Source organism: Arthrobacter sp. UCD-GKA (assembly GCF_001863355.1).
Taxonomy (GTDB): Bacteria; Actinomycetota; Actinomycetes; order Actinomycetales; family Micrococcaceae; genus Paeniglutamicibacter.
Genome location: NZ_MOLR01000001.1, coordinates 328,017 through 349,023, shown reverse-complemented (window position 1 = coordinate 349,023; position 21,007 = coordinate 328,017). Strand labels below are relative to the sequence as shown.

23 protein-coding genes are annotated in these 21,007 nt (G+C 70.1%); 14 read left to right on the top strand and 9 right to left on the bottom strand.

The window, feature by feature from the left end:
* Positions 1–6: 6 nt before the first annotated feature.
* The 3 genes from BLJ79_RS01640 (at position 7) to BLJ79_RS01630 (ending at position 2,386) form a co-directional block, all read left to right on the top strand.
* Entirely contained in the window at positions 7–252 is a 246-nt protein-coding gene (locus BLJ79_RS01640; protein WP_071212912.1) for a PspC domain-containing protein, read from the top strand.
* Between the two features lie 284 nt (positions 253–536).
* The gene (locus BLJ79_RS01635) at positions 537–1,565 is read left to right on the top strand and encodes a 6-phosphofructokinase (protein WP_071212911.1); all 1,029 of its coding nucleotides are present in this window, start codon (positions 537–539) and stop codon (positions 1,563–1,565) included.
* 92 nt (positions 1,566–1,657) lie between these two features.
* Entirely contained in the window at positions 1,658–2,386 is a 729-nt protein-coding gene (locus tag BLJ79_RS01630) for a GNAT family N-acetyltransferase (protein ID WP_071212910.1), read from the top strand.
* 117 nt (positions 2,387–2,503) lie between these two features.
* On the opposite strand, the gene ygfZ is transcribed toward BLJ79_RS01630, so the two are convergent.
* The 3 genes from ygfZ to BLJ79_RS01615 all read right to left on the bottom strand — a co-directional run bounded on the left by ygfZ (position 2,504) and on the right by BLJ79_RS01615 (position 5,154).
* Entirely contained in the window at positions 2,504–3,574 is a 1,071-nt protein-coding gene (gene ygfZ, locus BLJ79_RS01625; protein WP_502686088.1) for a CAF17-like 4Fe-4S cluster assembly/insertion protein YgfZ, read from the bottom strand.
* Between the two features lie 2 nt (positions 3,575–3,576).
* A complete protein-coding gene (locus BLJ79_RS01620; RefSeq protein WP_071212908.1) occupies positions 3,577–4,176 on the bottom strand; it encodes a heme-binding beta-barrel domain-containing protein in 600 nt (199 codons plus the stop codon).
* Between the two features lie 228 nt (positions 4,177–4,404).
* Positions 4,405–5,154 (bottom strand): hypothetical protein, encoded by a 750-nt coding sequence (locus BLJ79_RS01615; protein ID WP_139194668.1) that lies wholly within the window; start codon positions 5,152–5,154, stop codon positions 4,405–4,407.
* A gap of 200 nt (positions 5,155–5,354) precedes the next feature.
* Between BLJ79_RS01615 and BLJ79_RS01610 the strand changes: the two genes are divergently transcribed.
* From BLJ79_RS01610 to asd, 11 genes are all read left to right on the top strand, one after another.
* Positions 5,355–6,053, top strand: a complete 699-nt coding sequence (locus tag BLJ79_RS01610; protein WP_071212906.1) for a winged helix-turn-helix transcriptional regulator — start codon at positions 5,355–5,357, stop codon at positions 6,051–6,053.
* Between the two features lie 25 nt (positions 6,054–6,078).
* Positions 6,079–7,056 carry a mycothiol synthase gene (mshD, locus tag BLJ79_RS01605; RefSeq protein ID WP_071212905.1) on the top strand — a complete coding sequence of 326 codons (978 nt, stop codon included), beginning with the start codon at positions 6,079–6,081 and terminating at the stop codon, positions 7,054–7,056.
* 86 nt (positions 7,057–7,142) lie between these two features.
* Positions 7,143–9,356, top strand: coding sequence for an RNA degradosome polyphosphate kinase (locus tag BLJ79_RS01600; protein WP_139194667.1), 2,214 nt, complete (start codon positions 7,143–7,145; stop codon positions 9,354–9,356).
* Between the two features lie 4 nt (positions 9,357–9,360).
* The gene (locus BLJ79_RS01595; RefSeq protein WP_083410925.1) at positions 9,361–10,326 is read left to right on the top strand and encodes an NUDIX hydrolase; all 966 of its coding nucleotides are present in this window, start codon (positions 9,361–9,363) and stop codon (positions 10,324–10,326) included.
* A gap of 92 nt (positions 10,327–10,418) precedes the next feature.
* Entirely contained in the window at positions 10,419–10,754 is a 336-nt protein-coding gene (locus BLJ79_RS01590; RefSeq protein ID WP_071212903.1) for a GNAT family N-acetyltransferase, read from the top strand.
* 114 nt (positions 10,755–10,868) lie between these two features.
* Positions 10,869–12,674 carry a hypothetical protein gene (locus tag BLJ79_RS01585; protein WP_175475358.1) on the top strand — a complete coding sequence of 602 codons (1,806 nt, stop codon included), beginning with the start codon at positions 10,869–10,871 and terminating at the stop codon, positions 12,672–12,674.
* Positions 12,671–13,057 (top strand): GntR family transcriptional regulator, encoded by a 387-nt coding sequence (locus tag BLJ79_RS01580; protein ID WP_071212901.1) that lies wholly within the window; start codon positions 12,671–12,673, stop codon positions 13,055–13,057. Before BLJ79_RS01585 ends, BLJ79_RS01580 begins: the two co-directional genes overlap by 4 nt.
* 142 nt (positions 13,058–13,199) lie before the next feature.
* On the top strand, positions 13,200–14,003 hold the full coding sequence (locus BLJ79_RS01575; RefSeq protein WP_071212900.1) for a thymidylate synthase: 804 nt from the start codon (positions 13,200–13,202) through the stop codon (positions 14,001–14,003).
* A 59-nt stretch (positions 14,004–14,062) separates the two neighbouring features.
* Complete coding sequence (locus BLJ79_RS01570) at positions 14,063–14,572, top strand: dihydrofolate reductase (protein ID WP_502686092.1); 510 nt, start codon at positions 14,063–14,065, stop codon at positions 14,570–14,572.
* Positions 14,569–14,802, top strand: a complete 234-nt coding sequence (locus BLJ79_RS01565; RefSeq protein ID WP_071212898.1) for an NF038396 family protein — start codon at positions 14,569–14,571, stop codon at positions 14,800–14,802. Before BLJ79_RS01570 ends, BLJ79_RS01565 begins: the two co-directional genes overlap by 4 nt.
* A 160-nt stretch (positions 14,803–14,962) precedes the next feature.
* Positions 14,963–16,081, top strand: coding sequence for an aspartate-semialdehyde dehydrogenase (gene asd, locus BLJ79_RS01560; RefSeq protein WP_071212897.1), 1,119 nt, complete (start codon positions 14,963–14,965; stop codon positions 16,079–16,081).
* Between the two features lie 160 nt (positions 16,082–16,241).
* On the opposite strand, the gene BLJ79_RS01555 is transcribed toward asd, so the two are convergent.
* The 6 genes from BLJ79_RS01555 to BLJ79_RS01530 form a co-directional block, all read right to left on the bottom strand.
* Complete coding sequence (locus BLJ79_RS01555; protein WP_071212896.1) at positions 16,242–17,384, bottom strand: winged helix DNA-binding domain-containing protein; 1,143 nt, start codon at positions 17,382–17,384, stop codon at positions 16,242–16,244.
* An 18-nt stretch (positions 17,385–17,402) separates the two neighbouring features.
* The gene (locus BLJ79_RS01550; RefSeq protein ID WP_071212895.1) at positions 17,403–18,479 is read right to left on the bottom strand and encodes a UDP-N-acetylmuramate dehydrogenase; all 1,077 of its coding nucleotides are present in this window, start codon (positions 18,477–18,479) and stop codon (positions 17,403–17,405) included.
* 13 nt (positions 18,480–18,492) lie between these two features.
* The gene (locus BLJ79_RS01545; protein WP_071212894.1) at positions 18,493–19,680 is read right to left on the bottom strand and encodes an MFS transporter; all 1,188 of its coding nucleotides are present in this window, start codon (positions 19,678–19,680) and stop codon (positions 18,493–18,495) included.
* Between the two features lie 56 nt (positions 19,681–19,736).
* Positions 19,737–20,177, bottom strand: a complete 441-nt coding sequence (locus tag BLJ79_RS01540) for a MaoC family dehydratase (protein WP_071212893.1) — start codon at positions 20,175–20,177, stop codon at positions 19,737–19,739.
* Positions 20,177–20,626, bottom strand: coding sequence for an FAS1-like dehydratase domain-containing protein (locus BLJ79_RS01535; RefSeq protein WP_071212892.1), 450 nt, complete (start codon positions 20,624–20,626; stop codon positions 20,177–20,179). The genes BLJ79_RS01540 and BLJ79_RS01535 overlap by 1 nt, the downstream gene beginning before the upstream one ends.
* Before the next feature lie 71 nt (positions 20,627–20,697).
* Positions 20,698–20,991, bottom strand: a complete 294-nt coding sequence (locus tag BLJ79_RS01530) for a hypothetical protein (protein WP_071212891.1) — start codon at positions 20,989–20,991, stop codon at positions 20,698–20,700.
* Positions 20,992–21,007 lie beyond the last annotated feature (16 nt).

Genomic DNA, 21,007 nt, shown 5'->3' with positions numbered 1-21,007 from the left:
GACACCATGGACACCTTTTTCAATTCCCTTCGCTCAATCCCGCTCCGCCGCGGCCCCAAGCGCCTGGTCGGCGGGATCGCCGGCGGCATCGCCGACAAGTTCGGCTGGGACGTCACCCTGGTGCGCATCGGGGTGCTGCTCAGCTTCCTGCTGCCGTTCTTCGGCCTCGGCGCCTACGTGGTCGCCTGGCTGCTGATCCCCAACCAGGACGACACGATCGCCCTGCAGAAGCTGATCCGCTCCGTGCGCTGACGCCTTCCCCCCGCCCCCCATGCATTGCCCGCGGGCCATGCCGCCGAGGAAAAACCTCCCCGTGCGGCATGGCCCGCGGCGCGTCCGGCAGGCGCCAGGGCGGCGTACACTAGCCGGCACGGCGGCGTCATGCAGGGACCATCCAGCCGACGCGGTGTTGGCGATCACAACCCCGCCTTGGCTACACTTGTTCTCGGCGAGCTCAACGTCGCGCTCCAACACAACGCCCGGGCCGAAGGCAGGTCCATCGTGGGTGATCGAGCACGGAAATGAATTGAGTGAGCATGCGCATCGGGATCATGACCAGCGGCGGGGACTGCCCCGGATTGAACGCCGTCATCCGCGGAGCCGTCCTGAACGGCATCAAGAGCTACGACCATGAATTCGTCGGCTTCCGCGACGGCTGGCGCGGGGTCAAGGACGGGGACTTCATCGAACTTCCCCGCCACGCGGTCCGCGGCATCTCCAAGCAGGGCGGCACCATCCTGGGCACCTCGCGCACCAACGCCTTCGAGGGCGAAAACGGCGGGGCCGCGAACATCGCCGCCACCCTGGAGCGCCTGGGCGTGGACGCGCTGATCGCCATCGGCGGCGAGGGCACCCTGGCCGGGGCCAAGCGGCTGACCGATGCCGGGCTGAAGATCGTCGGGGTGCCCAAGACCATCGACAACGACCTGGACGCCACCGACTACACCTTCGGCTTCGACACCGCCAACCAGATCGCCGTGGAGGCCATCGACCGGCTGCGCACCACCGGCGAGTCCCACCACCGCTGCATGATCGCCGAGGTCATGGGCCGGCACGTGGGCTGGCTGGCGATGCACGCCGGCATGGCCACCGGGGCGCACGCGATCCTGATCCCCGAGCAGTCCACCACCATGGAACAGATCTACGCCTGGGTTTCCGAGGCGCACGACCGCGGGCGCGCCCCGCTGGTCGTCGTGGCCGAGGGCTTCGTGCCCGAGGGCGCCGAAGGCGCCTTCTCCGAGCGCGGCCTGGACGCCTTCGGCCGCCCGCGGCTGGGCGGCATCGGCGAGCAGCTGGCCCCGTTCATCGAGGACGCCACCGGCATCGAGACCCGCGCCACGGTGCTCGGGCACATCCAGCGCGGCGGGGTGCCCAGCGCCTTCGACCGCGTGCTGGCCACCCGGCTGGGGATGGCCGCGGTGGACTCGGTGGCCGAGGCGGCCTGGGGCTCGATGGTCTCGCTGCGCGGCACCAAGATCAACCGGGTGCCGTTCCAGGCGGCACTGAACAACCTCAAGCGCGTTCCGCAGGACCGCTACGACGAGGCGCGGATCCTCTTCGGCTGATGCGCCCGGCGGGCCGGTGCTGCGCAACGCCGAGGCGTTTTGCACGCATCCGGCGGCATCCGCGACCCTTCACCTGCACTAGGCTCGAAAACGTGAATCTTGAATTCGGCACCCGCGCCATCGTTGCCCTGTCCTGGGCACGCGAATTTTCCGTGCCCGACTCCGCGCTGCAACCCGACCGCCCGCCGGTGAGCCTGTTCGTCCCCGCGCTGGGCAGCGACCGCGTGGAGGTGCTGCACCTGGGCGACCACCAGGTGGTCCGCGCCCCGGCGGACATCCTGCCGCTGCTGCGCGATGCCGGGGACCAGCGCTTCGTCGATGACCGGGCGCTGCTGGGCCTGCTGCATGGCTCCGGGCTGGCCCCCTCGGTCCGCTCGCTGGGCGTGGATGCGCTGACCTACCTGGACGCCCCGTTCGAGATCGTGGACTCGGAGCACATCACGGTCTCCGTCGACGCGGAGGACCTGGCGGAGCTGCGCGAGCAGAGCCCTCGCGACGATGCCTCCTCCACCGAGCTGGCCGGCTGGGACCAATGCTTCGTGCTGTTTTCCGACACCCGGGAGGACCCGGTGGCCGGGGCCGGCTACTGGGCGCCGGGCGGGTTGCTGGCCGACACCACGGTGCTCACGGCGCCGGGGCTGCGCGGCCACGGGCTGGGCCGGTACGCCGCGGCGCTGGCCGTGGACGACGCGTTGTCCGAGGGCCTGGTCCCGCAGGCGAGGATCAAGGAGGGGCAGGACGCCGCCAACGCGCTGGCCACCTCGCTGGGATTCGAGATGGTCGGCTCGCTGATGACCCTGAAGCTGCACACCGGGCTCTAGCGCCGCGGGGCCAAGCCGGCCCGTCCACGCACAACGCCCGACCAGGATTTCCCGGCCGGGCGTTGTGCGTGTTGTGGCGCAAGCGGAGCGTTCCCGTCCCTTGCTGCTGTTTTCCGTTTAGTGCGGGGTGCGCAGGAACCCGGTGAAGCGCCCGGCGGTCTGGCCGGCGTCCGGGCTCACGATGGTTTCCTGCTTCGCGGCGTAGTGCTCGTCCCCGTCGACGACCTCGACGTCGGTGCCCGGGTCGATGTTGCGCTTGACGAGGGCCAGGCCGATGGGGCCGGCCTCGAAGTGCGAGGCCACCGAGGTCAGCGTGCCCACGGTCTTCTCCCCGATGCGGACCTCGGAGCCCAGGGCGGGCAGCGTGTGCATCGAGCCGTCCAGCTGCAGGAACACCAGGCGGCGCGGGGGCCGGCCGATGTTGTGCACGCGGGCCACGGTTTCCTGGCCCTTGTAGCAGCCCTTGTCCAGGTGCACCGCGGTGCGCAGCAGGTCCAGTTCCTGCGGGATGGTCTTCTCGTCGGTGTCGAAGCCGAAGCGCGGGCGCCAGGCGGCGATGCGCAGCGCCTCCACCGCGAGCATCCCGGCCAGCGGCGTCTGACCGACGGCGGTTTCCAGCTCGTCGGCCGGCACGATGTACTCGAACCACGGGCGCTCGGCACCGGGGTGCTCGGGCGCGGAGTAGGCGTAGCCGCCCTCGGTGACCCCGGGCCACGGATCCACCCACACCGGGTACTTTTCCAGTGAAGGCTGCGCCGCGCACGCCCCGAGGATCGCGAACCGTTCCGAGACGTCGGTGATCTCCACGCGCAGCATGAAGCGCATCCGGTTCAGGAACGCGGCCAGCGGCTCGGCCTGGCCCGGTTCCACCAGGAGCCAGAGCTTGTCCGTATCGGCCAGCACGCGGATGTCGAATTCGATGCGGCCCTGCACGGTGAGCAGCAGCGTCTGGGTGCTTTGTCCCGGACGCAGCCCGGTCAGCGACTGGCTGGAAAGCGTGTTGAGCCAGGTCAATCGGTCCTCGCCGGCGAGGGTCACCACCTCGAAGTGGGACATGTCGGCCACCGCGGAGCCGTTGGACAGCGCGCGTTGCTCCTTGTTCAGTTCCCCGTAGTGTGCGGCGGTGCCCGCGTCGATCCCTGCGCCGGCGACTGCGCCGGGTCGTGACAGTAACGGCGAATTCGCCATGGTCATCCCTGTTTCTTGAGGGCGGCCGACGCGTGGGCCTTCAGGTCGTTGCCGCCGGTGGATACGTCCCAGCGCCAGAACAAATCGCCGTTAACCAGCCCGTAGATGCGGGTGGCCGAGGCGTAGTCCTTGGCGTTGGTGCCGCGCATCACCAGGTCCGTGGCCAGGTGGATCTGCGGGCCCTTGATGACGCCGTAGTAGAGTTCGGAGATCGCCCCGGGGTGCGCGATGTTGGCCTGGATCTTGAACCCGCCCTCATCGGTGCGCAGCTCCTCGACGTCCTGCGCCGAGCGAAGTGCGGGAACCACGTCGCCGGGCACCATGCCCGGGCCGAGGTCCGCTTCGACCATGGGGCGTTCCAGGGACCAGAACCCGGTCTCCACCGTGAGCGGGCGCAACGTGTTGCCCTGCTCGTCGGTGAGCCAGGTTTCGGACCGGTATTCCAGGAACGGCAAGCCGTTCTGGGTGAAGCTCACGCGCTGGCAGAAGTGCTCGTCGTCGACTTCGCCTTCGCCGAGGCGGCCGGTCCCTTCCCAGGATCCGATCAACCACGACAGCGGCACCAGCTCGGGGGTCAGGTCGGTGGGAATCTCAATGGCCATCGTGTGTACTTCTTTGCTGCCGGGGGTAGGTTACTTCTGGCCCTTGAAGAGGCGCGCGACCACGAGCCCGGCGAAGCCGGCCATGCCCAGGCCCGCGAGGGTCAGCAGGGAGAGGAAGAAGATTTCAAGTCCAAGGTATTCGTTCATGGCACCATCCTAACCGCTTCGGGGCGCCGGTTGCCTCTTTCATGACGCCAGCCACGCATTGGGTGCGACACGCCGCAGCCGCTAAAGCAGCAGCAGCAACACGTACCAGGTGACCGATCCGCACACCAGCAGCGGGGCCAGCGCCGCGGCCGCCATCTGCACGGTTCCCTTGGGTCCGCCCAAGGACACCAGCATGGCCCGCGAGCCGACGACCACCAGCCCGCACGCGGCGCCCAGCACCAGCGCCGGGGCCAGCTGGACCGCCGGGTGGAGCAGGCTCGCGGCCCCGCCGGCCAGCACGGCCAGCACGAATCCCAGCGGGAAGACGATGCGGTCCGGCAAACGCAGCACCCCGGGCACCGCGGCGGCCAGGATGCTGATCCCGGCCATCAGCGCCACCGAGCGCCAGGCCGGTTCGGTGCCCAGCACCGCCCAGCCGGAGCCGAAGGCGGCGACAAGCAGGCCAAGCATGCCCACGGCTGCCGATTCCAGGCGCTTGGTGGCATCGGTGCCGCGCACCAGCTGGGTGAGGAACACCAGGATGACGCCGGCCGCCAGGGCCGGTGCCACCCATCCCAGCGAGGGACGCGGAGGGGCCCACAGGCCCAGCACCGTCGACCCGGCACCCACCAGGAAAATCACCGCGGACACCGGCAGCGGCGCCGAGAGCTTCATCAGCTTCGGCCAGCCGAGCGCGAAGGCGGCAATCAGCACCAGGGTCACGGCGGCCAGCGGCCAGTTGGTCGCGCCTTCCAGCTGGCCGGGCAGGTAGCTGGCCGTCACGAGCAGTGCCAGGGCAATGGTTCCGGTGGCCAAAACTTTGAGTCTCACAGGTTACATCCTGCCTTAACCACCCCCGGGGCCCCCATTCGGGCGCCGGGGCGCTGGGCGTGTTGCGTGGAGCGAAACATGTTCGAAACCCGTCGCAATCTATACTTCATGTTGTAAGCACCGTTTGTCCCCCCAGGGTGCGCCGCGCAGGCGGCGCCGCACGGGGACAAGCGGCAACCCAAGCACAGGGGGAGGTCCCGATGGCGATCATCGCGCTGCTGACCAACACCCCCGGCACCTCGGCCCAGATCGTCCCGTCGCTGGAGCTGCTCTCCCACCAGGTCCGCGTCCTGCCGGCCTCCGGCTCCGCGCTGCTGGCCTCCGACGGCGCCGAGGTCGTGCTGGTGGACGGTCGCAAGGACCTGGCCGGCTCCCGCACGCTGTGCCAGCTCTTGCGCACCACCGGCATCTCGGCCCCGCTGCTGCTGGTGCTCACCGAGGGCGGGATGGCGGCGATCTCCGCATCCTGGCAGGTCGACGACGTGCTGCTGGACACCGCCGGGCCCGCCGAGGTGGAGGCGCGGCTGCGCCTGGCCATCGCCCGCTCGGCACCCGCCGCGGGAGCCGCCGGCGCACCCATCCGCGCCGCCGGGGTCATCATCGACGAGGCCAGCTACACCGCCAAGGTCCACGGCACCCCGCTGAACCTCACCTACAAGGAATTCGAGCTGCTCAAGTACCTGGCGGCGCATCCTGGACGGGTCTTCACCCGCGAGCAGTTGCTGCACGAGGTCTGGGGCTACGACTACTACGGGGGCACCCGCACCGTGGATGTGCACGTGCGCCGGCTGCGCGCCAAGCTGGGCACCGACCACGAACAGCTCATCGGCACGGTGCGCAACGTCGGCTACCGCTTTGCCCCGGCGCGCCACGAAAACACCGAGGTCGTCGACGCCTAGGTGCCGCTGCGGCTATCTTAGGGATATGAACGCCGCACCGAATCCCGAAGTCAGCATCGAAGTCGTCACCGGCACCCCGGACCCGGAGGTGCTCGCCGAGCTGCATGCGCTGGTGGCTGCCGGCGAGGAAGCCGACGGCAACCCGCCGCTGAGCGAACAGACCCTGCTCGACCTGCGCACGCCCTCGGCCTCCGGGCTGCTGGTGGGGGCCTACGCCTACCTGGGCCAGGACGACGACACCGTCTCCACCGACCTGGTCGGCGCCGCGGTGGCGGTGCGCGGCACCGACGCGGCCCCGGGCACCCTGGAAATGGTGGTGCACCCTTCCTTCCGCGACTCGGGCATCGCCGGGGCGTTGGTCACCGCCCTGGGGAAGAACACCGAGCTGGGCACGCTGCGAGCCTGGGCGCACGGGAACCACGAGGCCGCCGCCAAGCTCGCCGAACGCTTCGGCTACACCCCGGTGCGCGAGCTGTGGCGCATGCGCATGGTCGCCGGAACGCAGGTGCCCGCCGCCATCGTCCCTGACGGCATCACCATCCGCGCCTTCGACCCGGCCACCGACACCGCCGGCTGGGTCGCGGCCAACGCCGCGGCCTTCGCCCACCACCCCGAGCAGGGGGCGCTGACGCTCGAGGACTTGGCCTCGCGCATGGCCGAGGACTGGTTCGACCCGGCCGGCTTCCTGCTGGCAGTGGACGAAGCCGGGAAGATCCTGGGCTTCCACTGGACCAAGGTGCACCCGGCGCTCTCCTCCCCCACCACCGGCGAGCACCAGGCCATCGGGGAGATCTACGTGGTCGGGGTCGTCCCCGAGGCGCAGGGCACCGGGCTGGGCAAGGTGCTCACGCTGGCGGGCATCGAGTACCTCGATTCCCTGGGCCTGGATGCGCTGATGCTCTACGTGGATGCGGACAACGCCCCGGCGGTCTCGCTCTACCGGAAACTGGGCTTCACCAAGTGGGATGTTGACGTCATGTACGCCCCGGCTTCGGTAAGGTAGTAAGCGACGCAAGGCCGCGTGCCCTTTCCACGGCCCGCCGTGAAAGCACGCACCACCACCAATATTTCATGCTAGGGGCAACGCTCATGGATTCGCACCCACCCACCTCCTCCCTGGGCATCACCGACGTCCCGGCGGCCCGCGCCACCCAGGACCGGATCGAGCTGCCCGACTTCGAGCCCTCGCCGATCCCCGACGGCGACTTCGCCGACGACAGGTTCCTTGACCGCGAGCTGAGCTGGCTGCACTTCAACGCCCGGGTGCTGGAGCTGGCCGAGGATGCAGAAATGCACCTGCTGGAGCGGGTCAATTTCCTGTCGATCTTCTCCTCGAACCTGGACGAGTTCTTCATGGTCCGGGTAGCGGGCCTCAAGCGCCGCATCGCCACCGGCCTGGCGGTGCCCTCGGCGGCCGGGATGAGCCCCATCGACCAGCTCGAAATGCTGCTGGCCGACGCGCACGCGCTGCAGCTGCGCCACGCGAAGGTCTTCGCGCAGCAGGTCCGCCCGGCCCTGGAAATGGAGCAGATCCTGCTGGTGGGCTGGGCGGACCTGGACGAGCGGGCCCGCGAGGAGCTGCGCCGCTGGTTCGTTGACCAGGTCTTCCCGATCCTCACCCCGCTGGCCGTGGACCCCGCCCACCCCTTCCCCTACATCTCCGGGCTCTCGCTGAACCTGGCCGTGGTGGTCCGCAACCCGGTGACCGGCAAGGAGCTCTTCGCCCGGCTGAAGGTCCCGGACACCATGGCGCGGCTGATCTCCGTGGACGGGCCGCGCGCCGGGAACTCGGCGGGCCGGGTGGCGCGCTTCATCTCGCTGGAAAACGTGATCGCCGAGCACCTGGAACACCTGTTCCCGGGGATGGACATCGTCGAGCACCACTTCTTCCGCGTCACCCGCAACGAGGACCTCGAGGTCGAGGAGGACGACGCGGAGAACCTGCTCCAGGCCCTGGAGAAGGAGCTGCTGCGCCGCCGCTTCGGCCCGCCGGTGCGCCTGGAGGTCGTCGACGACATCAACCCGAACATCCGTGCGCTGCTGGTGCGCGAGCTCGGCGTCGAGGACGACGAGGTCTTCGCCCTGCCGGCGCCGCTGGATTTGCGCGGGCTGGGAGTGATCGCCAACATCGACCGCTCGGACCTGCACTTCCCCAGGCACCTGGCGCACACCTCGCGCTTCCTCAACGAGTCCGAGACCTCCAAGGCCGCGAACGTGTTTGCCGCGATGCGCCGCCGCGACATCCTGCTGCACCACCCCTACGATTCCTTTTCCACCAGTGTGCAGGCGTTCCTGGAGCAGGCTGCCAACGACCCCAAGGTCATGGCCATCAAGCAGACGCTGTACCGCACCAGTGGCGATTCGCCGATCGTGGACGCGTTGATCGACGCCGCCGAATCCGGCAAGCAGGTGCTGGCCCTGGTGGAGATCAAGGCCCGCTTCGACGAGCAGGCAAACATCTCCTGGGCCCGGAAGCTGGAGCAGGCCGGGGTGCACGTGGTCTACGGCATCGTGGGCCTGAAGACCCACTCCAAGCTCTCCCTGGTGATCCGCCGCGAGGGCGAGCGCTTGCGCCGCTACTGCCACATCGGCACCGGCAACTACCACCCGCGCACGGCCCGCTACTACGAGGACCTGGGCTTGCTGACCAGTGACGACGCGGTAGGCGAGGACCTCTCGAGGCTGTTCAACCAGCTCTCCGGGTACGCCCCGCGCTCCACCTTCAAGCGCCTGCTGGTGGCCCCGCGCTCGCTGCGTTCGGGGCTGATCGACAGGATCGAGGCGGAGATCGCCAACCGCAAGGCGGGCCTGGCTGCCCGGGTGGTCATCAAGGTCAACTCGATGGTCGACGAGGCCGTCATCGACGCGCTCTACCGCGCCTCGCAGGCCGGGGTCGCGGTCGATGTCATCGTGCGCGGGATCTGCGCGCTGCGCCCCGGGGTTCCGGGGCTGAGCGAGAACATCAGGGTGCGCTCGATCCTGGGCCGCTTCCTGGAGCACAGCCGCGTGTTCATGTTCCACAACGCCGGCGAGCCGATCGTCTACATCGGCTCGGCCGACATGATGCACCGCAACCTGGACCGCCGCGTCGAGGCCCTGGTCTCGCTGAGCAGCCGCGAGGACACCGCCGAGCTGGTCGCGTTGCTGGACCGCTACATGGATCCGGGCACCGCCAGCTGGCACCTGGACGCCGAGGGCCAGTGGACCCGGCACCACAAGGACGAGGACGGCGCTCCGCTGGAAGACATCCAGTCGTGGCTGATTGAGTCGCGCACCCGCCAGCGGACCGTGGTCAGGCGCTAGGGGCGTGCATTTCGTGCGTTCAAGCGATTCGGAATCCATCCGCACCGGCGACTTCGCGGTGCGGGCGGCAGGGGCCCTCGTCTGGCGGGTCAACGGCGGCGGGCTCGAGGTCCTGATGATCCACCGGGACCGGTACGACGACTGGTCCTGGCCCAAGGGCAAGCTCGATCCCGGGGAGACCCTGCCCGAGTGCGCCACCCGCGAGGTCTTCGAGGAGGTCGGGCTGGACATCCAGTTGGGCATTCCGCTGCCGGCGATGACCTATGCGGTGGGCTCCGGCACCAAGGTCGTCTACTACTGGGCCGCGAAGTTCCCGGGCACCCCGCCGGTCCCGGACGGGAGGGAAACCGACGCGGTGCGCTGGGCCACCCCGAAGATGGCCCGCTCCTGGCTGACCAACCCCGGGGACCTGGAACCGCTGGAGGCGCTGGTCGCCGCGCACCTGGCCGGGAAGCTGGATACCCACCCCTTTGTGGTGGTGCGCCACGCCAAGGCCAAGCCGCGCTCCAACTGGACCCGCGAGGAGGGCAAGCGCCCGCTGGCTGCCACCGGGCAGCGGCAGGCGCTGGCCGTGGCCCGGCTGCTGGGTTCCTGGCGCCCGGCCAAGGTCGCCTCCAGCCCGTGGACCCGGTGCGTGCAGACCGTCGCGCCCTACGTGCAACAGCACCGCTTCATCGTGAAGATGCTGCCGGCGATCACCGAGCACGAGGCCCAGCGCCGCCCGGACAAGGCCCAGCGCGCCGTCGCCAAGCTGCTGGACAAGCGCCGCGCCCAGGCGGTGTGCACGCACCGCCCGGTGCTGCCGCTGGTGCTGTCCGAGCTGCGCGCCAGGATGGATTCGGCACTGTCCGCCTTCCTGCCCGAACGGGACCCGTTCCTGCGCCCCGGGGCGCTCGTCGTGGTCCACCAACCGGTCTCTGGCAAGCGCAAACTCGTCTCGGTGGAAGTTTACGACGCGTTTGAGGACTAGCGCGGACCCTTCGCGGTAGTCTCTAGGTAGGCGCCCGGACAGGCGGCGCCCCGGTTGCGTTTTTCACGGCTCAACGGTTCAAGGAGTGCATCATGGCCCGACACGATCCCCCCCCAGTCCACGGCAACGCCGGGGAAAAGATCGCGCACCAGGGGTTGCGGCTGGACCACGACGAGGACCGCGGCCGCTACAGCCTGTGGCACGGCGCCACCTACGTGGGATTCCTGGGCTACAGCGTCGAGGGAGATGTCGCCACGCTGCAGCACACCATCATCAACGAGGAATACGGACGCCGCGGCTATGCCCGTGCGCTGGTCACCCTGGTCCTGGAGGACATGCGCGCCCGCAAGCTGAAGATCGTCCCGGAGTGCTCCTACGTGCAGGACTACCTGCGCCGCTACCCGGAGTACAACGACCTGCTGGTCTGAGCCCCCTTTCCGTAACGATTTGGCCGCGCCGGGCCGAAATCCCTCGAACGGACGGACTTTGTCTCAATGGGTTGATACATTGAGACAAAGATCCAACCAAAGGGGTTCCTTATGATGGGCGCGCTCACCGCCATCGGTTCCGGCCTGGCCATCTCGGCGGCACTGCTCTATGTGCTGCTGCGCTTCCTGGTCGCCGAGCCCAACGCGTCCAACGCCACGGCCGCAATCTCACGCCACGCCTTCTGGACCGCGCTGATCGCCTTTCTCGCCTCCGGAACCTCCGGGCTGTCCAACTTGTGGGCCAACCCCGGCGAAAACCTGCTCCGCGAGACCGGCTTCGCGGGCACCAGCGTCCCGACGCTCATCATGCATGCCGCCGCCCCGGGGCTCTGGCTGGGCATCGTCTACGTGCTGGGCCAGTTCACCTGGCCGCGGCACCTGAAGCCCGTGCGCGCCGCCTCGCTGGAGGTGCGCCGGCTCAAGACCCTGGTCCCGCGGTTCCTCGCCGGGTTCCTGCTGCTGTGCACCATCATCAGCACCGTGCTCATCATCGTGGCCTGGAACGATCCCGGGGCCCCGGATCGGGTGGGCAACCAGGACTCCACCGGCATCGAACTGCCAATCTACGCCGGGGACACCGACGCGTACGGCAACCCCATCGACACGGACGGCAACCTGCTGGACCTCGATCACCCCGAGGAGTACCTCACCGAAGCCGAGGCCGACGCCGCCGCCAACGAGCCGGCCACCTGGCCCATCAACGGAACCCGGCCCGGCACCCTCGTGGGCCCGTACCTGCTCGGCGGGCTCGGGCTGGTGCTGCTCTCATCCCTGGGCGCGGCCACCGCGATCGTCCGCCGCCCGCCGCTGGACTCCCTGGACGCCGGGGACAACGCGGTGCTGCGCTCCATCTGGATCAACCGGCTGCTGCGCACCACGATCTTCGCCGTCACCGGCTTCGGCATGGCCGCCCTGGGCTACGTCACCGAGGGCATGCGGGCCCGCGCCGACTGGGCCATGCCCCTCGGCGACGCCGGGTACCACTTCGATTCAACGGCCCAGGACCAGGCCAACGCGCTCAACGGCATCGCCACGCTCTGGATGCTGCTGGTGCTGGTGCTCATTGTGGCGTTCGGGCCGCCGAAGCTGGCCGCCTCGGCCCAGTTCACCGGCCGCCGGCCCGGCGCCCCGTCCGCGTCGTATTCCCAGGGCCGGGATTTCCTGCTGCTGGCCCAGGGCGCCTCGATCGTCGCCGTGGCGATGCTCGGGTCGATCCCGGCCTGGACCGCCGAATCCGGCACCACTTCCCTGGACGAACTGGCATCCAACGCGCTGACCATGCTGCTGGCCATCGCCGGATACTTCCTGCTCCAGGCCCTGGCGGCCTGGATCGTGTCCCGCCGGCTTGGCAGCGGTGTTCTCCTGAATCGGCCGCGCACCGACCTGCTGCCCACCTGGTTCGTGGTCGTGCTGTGCCTGGCCGCGACCACGGGCGTGGCGAGCGTCGCCACGTTCCTGCTCACCGGACCGCCGGCGCTTGCCGCCGCCGCCTGGTGGCTGCTGGGCATCCTGCTGCTGGCCGCGGCGCTCGCCCGGGGCCTGTACCGCATGGCAGCGCGCCGCCCGGTGCTCCGCGGAGCCAGCGGCGCCGAAGACCGGCAGCTGCGCGTGCTGGTGGCCCAGCGCGGGGCCCGCACCTTCGGCGGGGTCTCGTTCATCATCGCGGGCATCCTGGGCACCCCCGGATACTGGGTCACAACCGACTTCGGCCAGGTGGCGGATTCGTTCCAGGACCCGGCTCCCTCCGGCTTCCAGGTCACCTGCCTGGTGCTCGGGGCGGTGCTGTGCCTGCTGCCGGCCTCCACCGCCTACCGCACCGCGCGCTTCGACGCCCCGGTCCCAAGCCCGAGCAACCATTGAGCGCCCTGGTCACCGTCGATTTGCGCGACGCCACTCCCCCGTTCGAACAGATCCGCACGCAGATCGCCTCGCTGATCGCCGTGGGGCAGCTGGCCGACGGCTCGCGCCTGCCCACCGTCCGGGCCCTGGCCTCGGACCTCGGCGTGGCCACCGGAACCGTGGCCCGGGCCTACAAGGAGCTCGAGGCGCTGGGGCTGATCGAGTCCCGGCGCCGGCTCGGCACCGTGGTGACCCACACCCCGTCGGGCAGCAAGCTGGAAGCCGAGGTGGAGATCCGGCTGCGGATCACCGAACTCATCGCCGCCTCGCGCGCCGCCGGCATCGAGGATGCCACCCTGCTCTCGCTGGTCCAGGGACGGCTGCGGGCCACCGACCGGGCCTGATTCCAGGGGGGCAACGCACGGGTGCGGGGCCCTCCGCGGCCCTGCCCGCGGCGGGTCCCTTCGTGGTGATCATGAGCGCATTTCCGGTGTCCGGGGCCAGTCGTTTCCCCCCGACCCGCGTGCCCGCGGCTAGACTGATGCGGTGACGATTCCAACTCCTTACGAAGACCTGCTGCGTGACGTCCTGGCCCATGGCACCGCCAAGGGCGACCGGACAGGCACCGGAACCTCGAGCGTTTTTGGCCGACAAATGCGCTTTGACCTCTCCGAATCCTTCCCGCTGATCACCACCAAGCGGGTGCACTTCAAGTCCGTGGCCGTGGAGCTGCTGTGGTTCCTGCGCGGGGACTCGAACACCGCCTACCTGCGCGAGAACGGCGTGAAGATCTGGGACGAGTGGGCCGACGCGAACGGCGAGCTCGGACCGGTCTACGGGGTGCAGTGGCGCTCCTGGCCCACCGCGGATGCGCGCCACATCGACCAGATATCCCAGGTCGTGGAATCGCTGCGCGCCAACCCGGACTCGCGCCGGCACATCGTCTCGGCCTGGAACGTGGCCGAGATCGAGAACATGGCGCTGCCGCCCTGCCATGCGTTCTTCCAGTTCTACGTGGCCGACGGCAGGCTTTCCTGCCAGCTCTACCAGCGCAGCGCCGACATGTTCCTGGGCGTCCCGTTCAACATCGCCTCCTACGCGCTGCTGACCTGCATGGTGGCCGACCAGCTCGGCCTGGAGCGCGGCGAGTTCGTCTGGACCGGCGGGGACACCCACATCTACGACAACCACGTCGCGCAGGTCGCCGAACAGCTAACCCGGGAACCGTACCCGTACCCGCGCCTGCGCATCACGCGCACCCCCGATTCGATCTTCGACTACACGCTCGAGGACTTCGTGATCGAGGATTACCAACACCACCCGACGATTAAGGCCCCCATCGCCGTATGAGCAACCCAAACCAAGGCGCCGGACACCGCGCCGAAACCACCGCCCCCGAACGCATCGGCATGATCTGGGCCGAGGCCGCGGACGGCGTCATCGGCGCCAACGGCTCCATGCCGTGGTCCCTGCCCGAGGACCTGGCCCACTTCAAGGCCACCACCAACGGCCACCCGGTGATCATGGGCCGGAAGACCTGGGAGTCGTTCCCGGAGAAGTTCCGCCCGCTGCCCGGGCGCACCAACATCGTGATCACCCGCGATGCCGCACGCCACGAAGCGCTGCGCAGCGCCGGGGCCGTGCCCGTGGCCACCGCCGAGGAGGCCCTGAAGGCCGCCCGCGCGGCCGAGGGCGCACAGGAAATCTGGGTCATCGGCGGCGGGGAGATCTACTCGATATTCGCCGGCCGGGCCCACCTGGCAGTGAAGACCGTGATCAATGCCTCCCCGAAGGGCGACACCAAGGCCCCGGCGCTGGAGAACGGCTGGAGCAAGTCGCTCTCGGAACCGGATGCCGGATGGCTCACCGCGGCCAACGGCACCCAGTACCGCGTCGAGGCGTGGGAGCAGAAGTCATGAAGGACGCCATCAAGGCGCTGAAGACCAGCCCCGAGGGCCTCTTCGTGCTCGGCTACATGCTCTTCCCGCTCTTCGCGCTGATCTTCGCCGGGCTGGGCCTGTTCATGGTCCTCACCGGTTCCAAGATCATGGGACTGGTGCTGCTACTGGTGTTCACCCAGATCTTCGCGTTCGGCTCGCTCAAGCTGGTGGGCATGCGCAAGGCGCTGCTGGCAGACGGCGGCAAATAGTCCGGCCGTTCGACCGGCCCGCCGGCCGAACACCACCGAACGCCCCCGCACGGACGTTGCTCCGGGCCGGGGCGTTCGGCGTTTATCGGGCCCATGCGCCGTTCGGCCTTGGCACGTAACCGAATCCCCGCGCGGGCCCGGCACCCCTTAAGCTTGAACCATGACTTCTTCCGTTGGCTTTGTCGGTTACCGCGGCATGGTCGGCTCCGTCCTGATGCAACGCATGCAGGACGAGGGCGACTTCGCGAACCTCGACCCCGTGTTCTTTTCCACCTCCAACGCCGGCGGCGCGGCCCCGGCCTTCGCCGAAGGCGCACCCGCCCTGCAGGACGCCTACGACCTGGACACCTTGGCCAAGCTGCCGATCATCGTCACCGCCCAGGGCGGGGACTACACCTCCGCCGTGCACGGGGACCTGCGGGCGCGCGGCTGGGACGGGCTGTGGATCGACGCGGCCTCCACGCTGCGCATGAACGACGACTCGGTGATCGTGCTTGACCCGGTCAACCGCAACGTCATCGACAAGTCGCTGGGCGACGGCACCAAGGACTTCGTCGGCGGCAACTGCACCGTCTCCTGCATGCTCATGGGCCTGGGCGGACTGTTCACCAACGGGCTGGTCGAGTGGGGCACCTCGATGACCTACCAGGCGGCTTCCGGCGGCGGCGCGCGGCACATGCGCGAACTGCTGACCCAGTTCGGCGACATCAACTCCCACGTCGCCTCCGAGCTCGACGACCCGGCCTCCGCGATCCTGGAGATCGACCGCAAGGTCCTGGCCGCGCAGCGCGGCGGCCTGGACGCCACCCAGTTCGGCGTGCCGCTGGCCGGCTCGCTGATCCCCTGGATCGATGCGGACCTGGGCAACGGGCAGTCCAAGGAAGAGTGGAAGGCCGGGGTGGAGACCAACAAGATCCTGGGCAACACCGAGGCCAACAAGGTCGTCGTCGACGGTTTGTGCGTGCGCATCGGCGCCATGCGCTCGCACTCCCAGGCGCTGACCCTCAAGCTCACCGAGGACCTGTCGGTGGCCGAGATCGAGAAGCTGCTGGCCAACGACAACGAGTGGGCCAAGGTCGTGCCCAACACCAAGGAAGCCACAGTCGACGCGCTGACCCCGGTCGCCGCCTCAGGCACCCTGGACATCCCGGTGGGCCGCATCCGCAAGCTGGAAATGGGCCCGACCTACATCTCGGCGTTCACCGTGGGCGACCAGCTGCTCTGGGGCGCCGCCGAGCCGCTGCGCCGCATGCTGGCCATCGCCCAGGGCCGGCTCTAGCCCCGGGCACCGGCCCCGCGGGCCGAAGACCCACGGCCGGCCGTTGTCCCCGTCCCCCTGGTTGCAGGGGGACGGGGGCGGCGGCCGGCTTTTTCATGCCCGCGGCGCCCCGCCTTCCTCGTCCGCCGCGGCCGTGTCACCTTTCCCCCGACCGGGCGGCTCAGCCGTTGCGGAAATCCAGGTAGGCCTGCAGCGCATGCCCGATCGCTGCCCCGTTGCGGGCCGATGTCACCGGGACAAAGAGCGAGCTTTGCGCGCGCAGGCTCCGCCCGCGGCCCTCCACGCCCCAGGTGCCCACCACGTGCCCGGAGGAGACCACGGTGCGCAGGAAGATCCCGTTCTTCCCCGGGGTCACTGCCTGGGCGTGTTCAGGGGCAAGCGCCGCCGAACGGTCCTTGTAGCCCAGCAGCAATTCGTCGAAGCCCGGCAGCGCCAGCGTCCCGCGGGCCCCGCGCAGGCCCGCCCAGCGGTTGGCATGCACCTCGGCACAGTGGAAGACCTCCCCGCCCAGCGAGCGCCCGGGCAGTTCCTGCTGCTGCGCGGCGAGGGCCGCACGCACCGGAACCAGCGGCAGGCCGAGCCACCAGGCGCAATCGGCTGCTGTCGCCGGCCCGTGGGAGCGGATGTACGTCCCCACCAGCAGCCGCAGCGCCGCCTCGGGGTCCGCGTGCCCGGCGGGCCCGCGGCCCGCAATCCACTGCTCGGTGGCCATGAACAGCTGGCGGGTGCTGCTTCCCGGCTCCATCGGGCCCTGCACGATCACCCCGCGCAGGCTCACCGCCACGATCAGGTGGTAGCCGCGCTGCCCGGCGGTGCTGGACCCTGCTTGGGCAAAGGCGGCGAGCAACTCGGCACGGGTGGCCCCGGCGCCGGAGCAGCGCTCGCGCGCCACCTCGGCCAGGCGCGCGATTTCGGGTTCGGTGATGTTTTCCGCCGCCCGGGTCCCCGCCATCGAGGCGTCCATCCGCGGTCCGGTGACCGCGAGCAGCGTGGCATGCAGTGCCGGGGAGATGAGCATCAGCGTGCCGCGGGCGCCCCAGCAGCGGATGACCGAGCCGTCGGCCAGGGCCGCGTGGATGTCGCTGAGCCCGGCCCCGGGCAGCCGCACCCCCACGGCCCAGCATCCCTGGGGCAGATCCTGGGCCTGGATCATGCCCATCCCGGATACGACCTCGGCCGGACTGGCGGCCACCGACGCCGCGGTGGCCAGCGGAAGATGCGGCAGCAGGCCCTGCGCGGCCAGGCGCATGTGGGCGACGGCGGTGCGCTGCGGGCTGCTGAGCTTGATCGGGTGCGGTGCCATGGTGCACCCCACGATTCCCTACAGGGCGCAGCCGATCAAGAGCGGTTCGTTGTGCAGCTCGATGCCGAAGCGCTCCAGCACCCCGGCGCGCACCGCGCGGGCGATGGCCAGCACGTCGGCGCTGGAGGCGTGTCCGCGGTTGGTGATGGCCAGGGTGTGCTTGGTGGACAGCGCCGCCCGGCCGCCGGCCAGCGCCGCCCCGGCGGTGCCTTCCAGGCCGAAGCCCTTGGCGAAGCCGGCCTTGTCGATCAGCCAGGCCGCCGAGAGCTTGACCAGGCCCGGGGTGTCCACCGGGAAGTTCGGGGCCCCGGCGGGCAGCGAGTCGAGCACCGCGGCCGGCACGATCGGGTTGGTGAAGAAGGATCCGGTGGAGTAGGTGTCGCGGTCCGCGGCGTCCAGCACCATGCCCTTGGAGGCACGCAGGGCCAGCACCGTGGCGCGCACCGCCGCGGCGTCGGCGCGTTCGCCCGCCGCCACGCCCAGGCTGCGGGCCAGCTCCGCATAGCGGATCGGCGCGGAATCGGCCCGGCGCTGCAGGGCGAAGGCCACCGAGAGCACCACGTATTGCGGGGAGCCGTTGGCGGTGGTGCGCTTGAGCAGCGAGTCGCGGTAGCCGAACCCCAGCCCGGCATTCCCGAAGTGGGTGGTGGTGCCGGTGGCGCGCTCGTAGACCTTGGCCTCGAGCAGCGTGTGGGCGACCTCGGAGCCGTAGGCGCCGACGTTCTGCACCGGGGTGGCTCCGGCCGATCCGGGGATCCCGGACAGGGCCTCGAGCCCGGAGAGCCCCGCGGCCAGGGTCTGGGCGACCGCGTCGTCCCACGGGTGCCCGGCGGCGATGTCCACGCGGATGCGCCCGTCGGAGAGCTCCTTGCCGATCGCCACCCCCCGGTTGGCGATCTGCAGCACCGTGCCGGGGTACCCGGCGTCGTCGATGACCAGGTTCGAGCCGCCGGCAACGATCAGCAGCTCTTCCCCTGCCGCGTCGGCGGCGGCCACCGCGGCGGTGATCCGTTCCTCGGTGTCCGCGCGGACGAACGTGCCGGCGGGGCCGCCGACGCCGGTGGTGGTCAGGGGTGCGAGCAGCTGGGTGTTCACGGTGGTTTGCGCCTTAGGGTTCGGTGGTGTTGGTTGCGGGTGCCGGCACGGCGGCCTTGCGGGGGCCGGCGGCCGGGGCCAGGAAGAAGGAGAGGACCACGAGGATGCCCACGTAGCCCAGGGCATGCAGCAGCCCGACACGGTCCGCCAGCAGGCCCAGCAGCGGGGGCCCGCCCAGGAACGCGCCGTAGCCGATGGTGGAGACCACCGAGACCCGGGCGGCGGCGCGCATCGGGTCGTCCGACGCCGCGGTCATGGCCACCGGGAAGCTCAGCGCCACCCCCAGGCCCCAGAACACCAGGGCCGCGAAGGCCGTGTGCAGGGAAGGGCCGAAGACGAAGAGCAGCAGTCCGGCCAGGGTGGACGCCGCGGAGATCCGGATGACCACCACCCGGCCCAGCCGGGCCAGGACGAACCCGCCGCCGAGCCGGGCCAGGGTCATCGCGGTGACGAAGACCCCGTAGCCGATGGCGCCCACGGAGTTGATGGCCCCGTAGCCGTCGGACAGGGCCAGGGCGACCCAGTCCCCCGCCGCGCCCTCGGCCAGCGCCATGCCCAGCACCAGCACGCCGAGCACCAGCGTGCGCGGTTCGCGCCAGGCGTCGGCCAGCAGCGACTTGTTGGAATGCCCGGACCCGGCGTTGGAGGCGTCGGGCCTGAAGGTCCTGGTGCCGAGGTGGATGATGGCCAGCACGGCCACGGACATGGCCGCGAAGTGCCAGGAAATACTCAGGTGCAGCGCGGCACCCAGTGCCCCGGCCGCGGCGCCCAGCACGGTGCCCACGGAGAAGAAGCCGTGCAGCACCGGCATGATCGGCACGCCCAGGGTCCGTTCCATGGCCGCGCCCTGGACGTTGGAGGACACGTTCCAGGCGGCGTTGCCGGCACCCAGCAGTCCCAGCGCGGTGCCCGTGAGCACCAGCGAGTGCAGCCCCGCCGCCGCGACGCCCACCACGGCAAGTGCCACGGCGGTCAGTGAGGCGGCGAGCACCAGGGTCCGCTTGGAACCCAGGCGCATGACCACGAATCCGGAGACCGAGACCGAGGCGAAGGACCCGGCCGTCATGCACAGCAACAGCAGGCCGACCTCGCCGTGGCTCAGCCCCAGCGCGTCGCGCACCGAGGGCAGCCGGGAGACCAGCGTGGCGAGCATCAGCCCGGAGGCCAGGTACAGTGCCAGCACCCCGTTGCGCCAGGGCATGACCTCGGGGTTGCCCCGGCGCCCGGGGGCGGGCGCTGCGGAATCCGGTGCTGGTTTCAGAGCTGCACCACGGCCTGGGCCTTGACCAGGACCTTGGTGCCCTCGACGCTGACCACCAGGTCCACGCGGGCGGTGCGGGCCTCGGCGTCCAGCGCGCCGATGGTGCCGGCGATCTCGATGGCGGTGCCGGCGGCGTCGGACGGGTTGGTGCCGGCCGGGTCCGCGACGGGGACGGGCTTGGTGAAGCGGGTCTGGTAGTCGACGATGGCACTGGGATCCTGCGCCCAGTCGGTGACCAGCTGCACCGCGGCCCCCATGGTGAACATGCCGTGGGCGATGACCCCGGGCAGCCCGACCTCGGTGGCGAAGCGCTCGTTCCAGTGGATGGGGTTGAAGTCCCCCGAGGCCCCGGCGTAGCGCACCAGGTCCGCGCGGTTCACGAAGACGGTGGTGGAGCCGATCTGCTGGCCCTTTTCAAGGGTGTCGAAGTCGATCATTACTGGTCCTCTCCGCGTACCAAGATGGAGGAAACGGTGGTGGCGACCTTCTGGCCGTCGGTGGTGGCGATCTCGGCGCGGGTGCTGATCATGGCCCCGCCGCCCATGGCGCGCACGGTGTCCACGTGAAGTTCGGCGACCAGCTGGTCCCCGGCCACGATGGGGCGGTGGTGGGTGAAGCGCTGGTCGGCGTGCACCACGCGGGAGAAGTCGATGCCGCTGTCGGGATCGTTGACCAGCAGCGCGTCGGCGCGCTGGGCGACGATAATCGCGAAGGTCGGCGGGGCCAGCAGGTCGCCGTGGCCCAGGGCCGCCGCGGCGTCCAGGTCGTAGTGGGCCCGGTGGGTGGCCTTCACGGCGGCGGCGAATTCGCGGATCTTTTCGCGGCCCACCGCGTAGGGCTCCTGGGCCGGGTAGACCCGGCCTGCCAAATCGGGGTTGATGCTCATCGGTTGTGCCGCTCCTGTTGTGGGACGAGTGCTGATGCTGGGGGTGGAAGTTGTGGGGCCCGGGGGTCCTGCTAGGGGGTGTCCCCGGGGGTGGTGTTGTTGCGCTTGCCGCGCTTGGGCGGCCGGGGCCGGACCAGTCCCTGGGAGACGCGCCAGGCCCTGGCGTCGCGGGCGCGGATCCCCATCCCGATCATGTGCGCCACCAATCCGATGCCGATGATGCCCATGGCCGTGTACATCAGCGGCCGGTTGTGCGTGTTGGCACCGATCAGGGCCAGGACGATGCCCGTGCCGGAAACCACCATCGACCCGATGGCCAGTTTCTTGTACAGTCCGGAAGAAGCTTCCCAGGGGGTATTGGTCATGCTCCAATCCTAATTC

Bases quoted from the DNA above. Each gene is read 5' to 3' on its own strand.
- mshD (WP_071212905.1), top strand. From the start codon at position 6,079: ATGAACGCCGCACCGAATCCCGAAGTCAGCATCGAAGTCGTCACCGGC.
- BLJ79_RS01535 (WP_071212892.1), bottom strand. From the start codon at position 20,626: ATGAGCATCAACCCCGATTTGGCAGGCCGGGTCTACCCGGCCCAGGAG.
- BLJ79_RS01530 (WP_071212891.1), bottom strand. From the start codon at position 20,991: ATGACCAATACCCCCTGGGAAGCTTCTTCCGGACTGTACAAGAAACTG.
- BLJ79_RS01570 (WP_502686092.1), top strand. From the start codon at position 14,063: ATGATCTGGGCCGAGGCCGCGGACGGCGTCATCGGCGCCAACGGCTCC.
- BLJ79_RS01620 (WP_071212908.1), bottom strand. From the start codon at position 4,176: ATGGCCATTGAGATTCCCACCGACCTGACCCCCGAGCTGGTGCCGCTG.
- BLJ79_RS01565 (WP_071212898.1), top strand. From the start codon at position 14,569: ATGAAGGACGCCATCAAGGCGCTGAAGACCAGCCCCGAGGGCCTCTTC.
- ygfZ (WP_502686088.1), bottom strand. From the start codon at position 3,574: ATGGCGAATTCGCCGTTACTGTCACGACCCGGCGCAGTCGCCGGCGCA.
- BLJ79_RS01540 (WP_071212893.1), bottom strand. From the start codon at position 20,177: ATGATCGACTTCGACACCCTTGAAAAGGGCCAGCAGATCGGCTCCACC.
- BLJ79_RS01590 (WP_071212903.1), top strand. From the start codon at position 10,419: ATGGCCCGACACGATCCCCCCCCAGTCCACGGCAACGCCGGGGAAAAG.
- BLJ79_RS01545 (WP_071212894.1), bottom strand. From the start codon at position 19,680: ATGCCCTGGCGCAACGGGGTGCTGGCACTGTACCTGGCCTCCGGGCTG.
- BLJ79_RS01600 (WP_139194667.1), top strand. From the start codon at position 7,143: ATGGATTCGCACCCACCCACCTCCTCCCTGGGCATCACCGACGTCCCG.
- BLJ79_RS01640 (WP_071212912.1), top strand. From the start codon at position 7: ATGGACACCTTTTTCAATTCCCTTCGCTCAATCCCGCTCCGCCGCGGC.
- asd (WP_071212897.1), top strand. From the start codon at position 14,963: ATGACTTCTTCCGTTGGCTTTGTCGGTTACCGCGGCATGGTCGGCTCC.
- BLJ79_RS01585 (WP_175475358.1), top strand. From the start codon at position 10,869: ATGGGCGCGCTCACCGCCATCGGTTCCGGCCTGGCCATCTCGGCGGCA.
- BLJ79_RS01635 (WP_071212911.1), top strand. From the start codon at position 537: ATGCGCATCGGGATCATGACCAGCGGCGGGGACTGCCCCGGATTGAAC.
- BLJ79_RS01555 (WP_071212896.1), bottom strand. From the start codon at position 17,384: ATGGCACCGCACCCGATCAAGCTCAGCAGCCCGCAGCGCACCGCCGTC.
- BLJ79_RS01610 (WP_071212906.1), top strand. From the start codon at position 5,355: ATGGCGATCATCGCGCTGCTGACCAACACCCCCGGCACCTCGGCCCAG.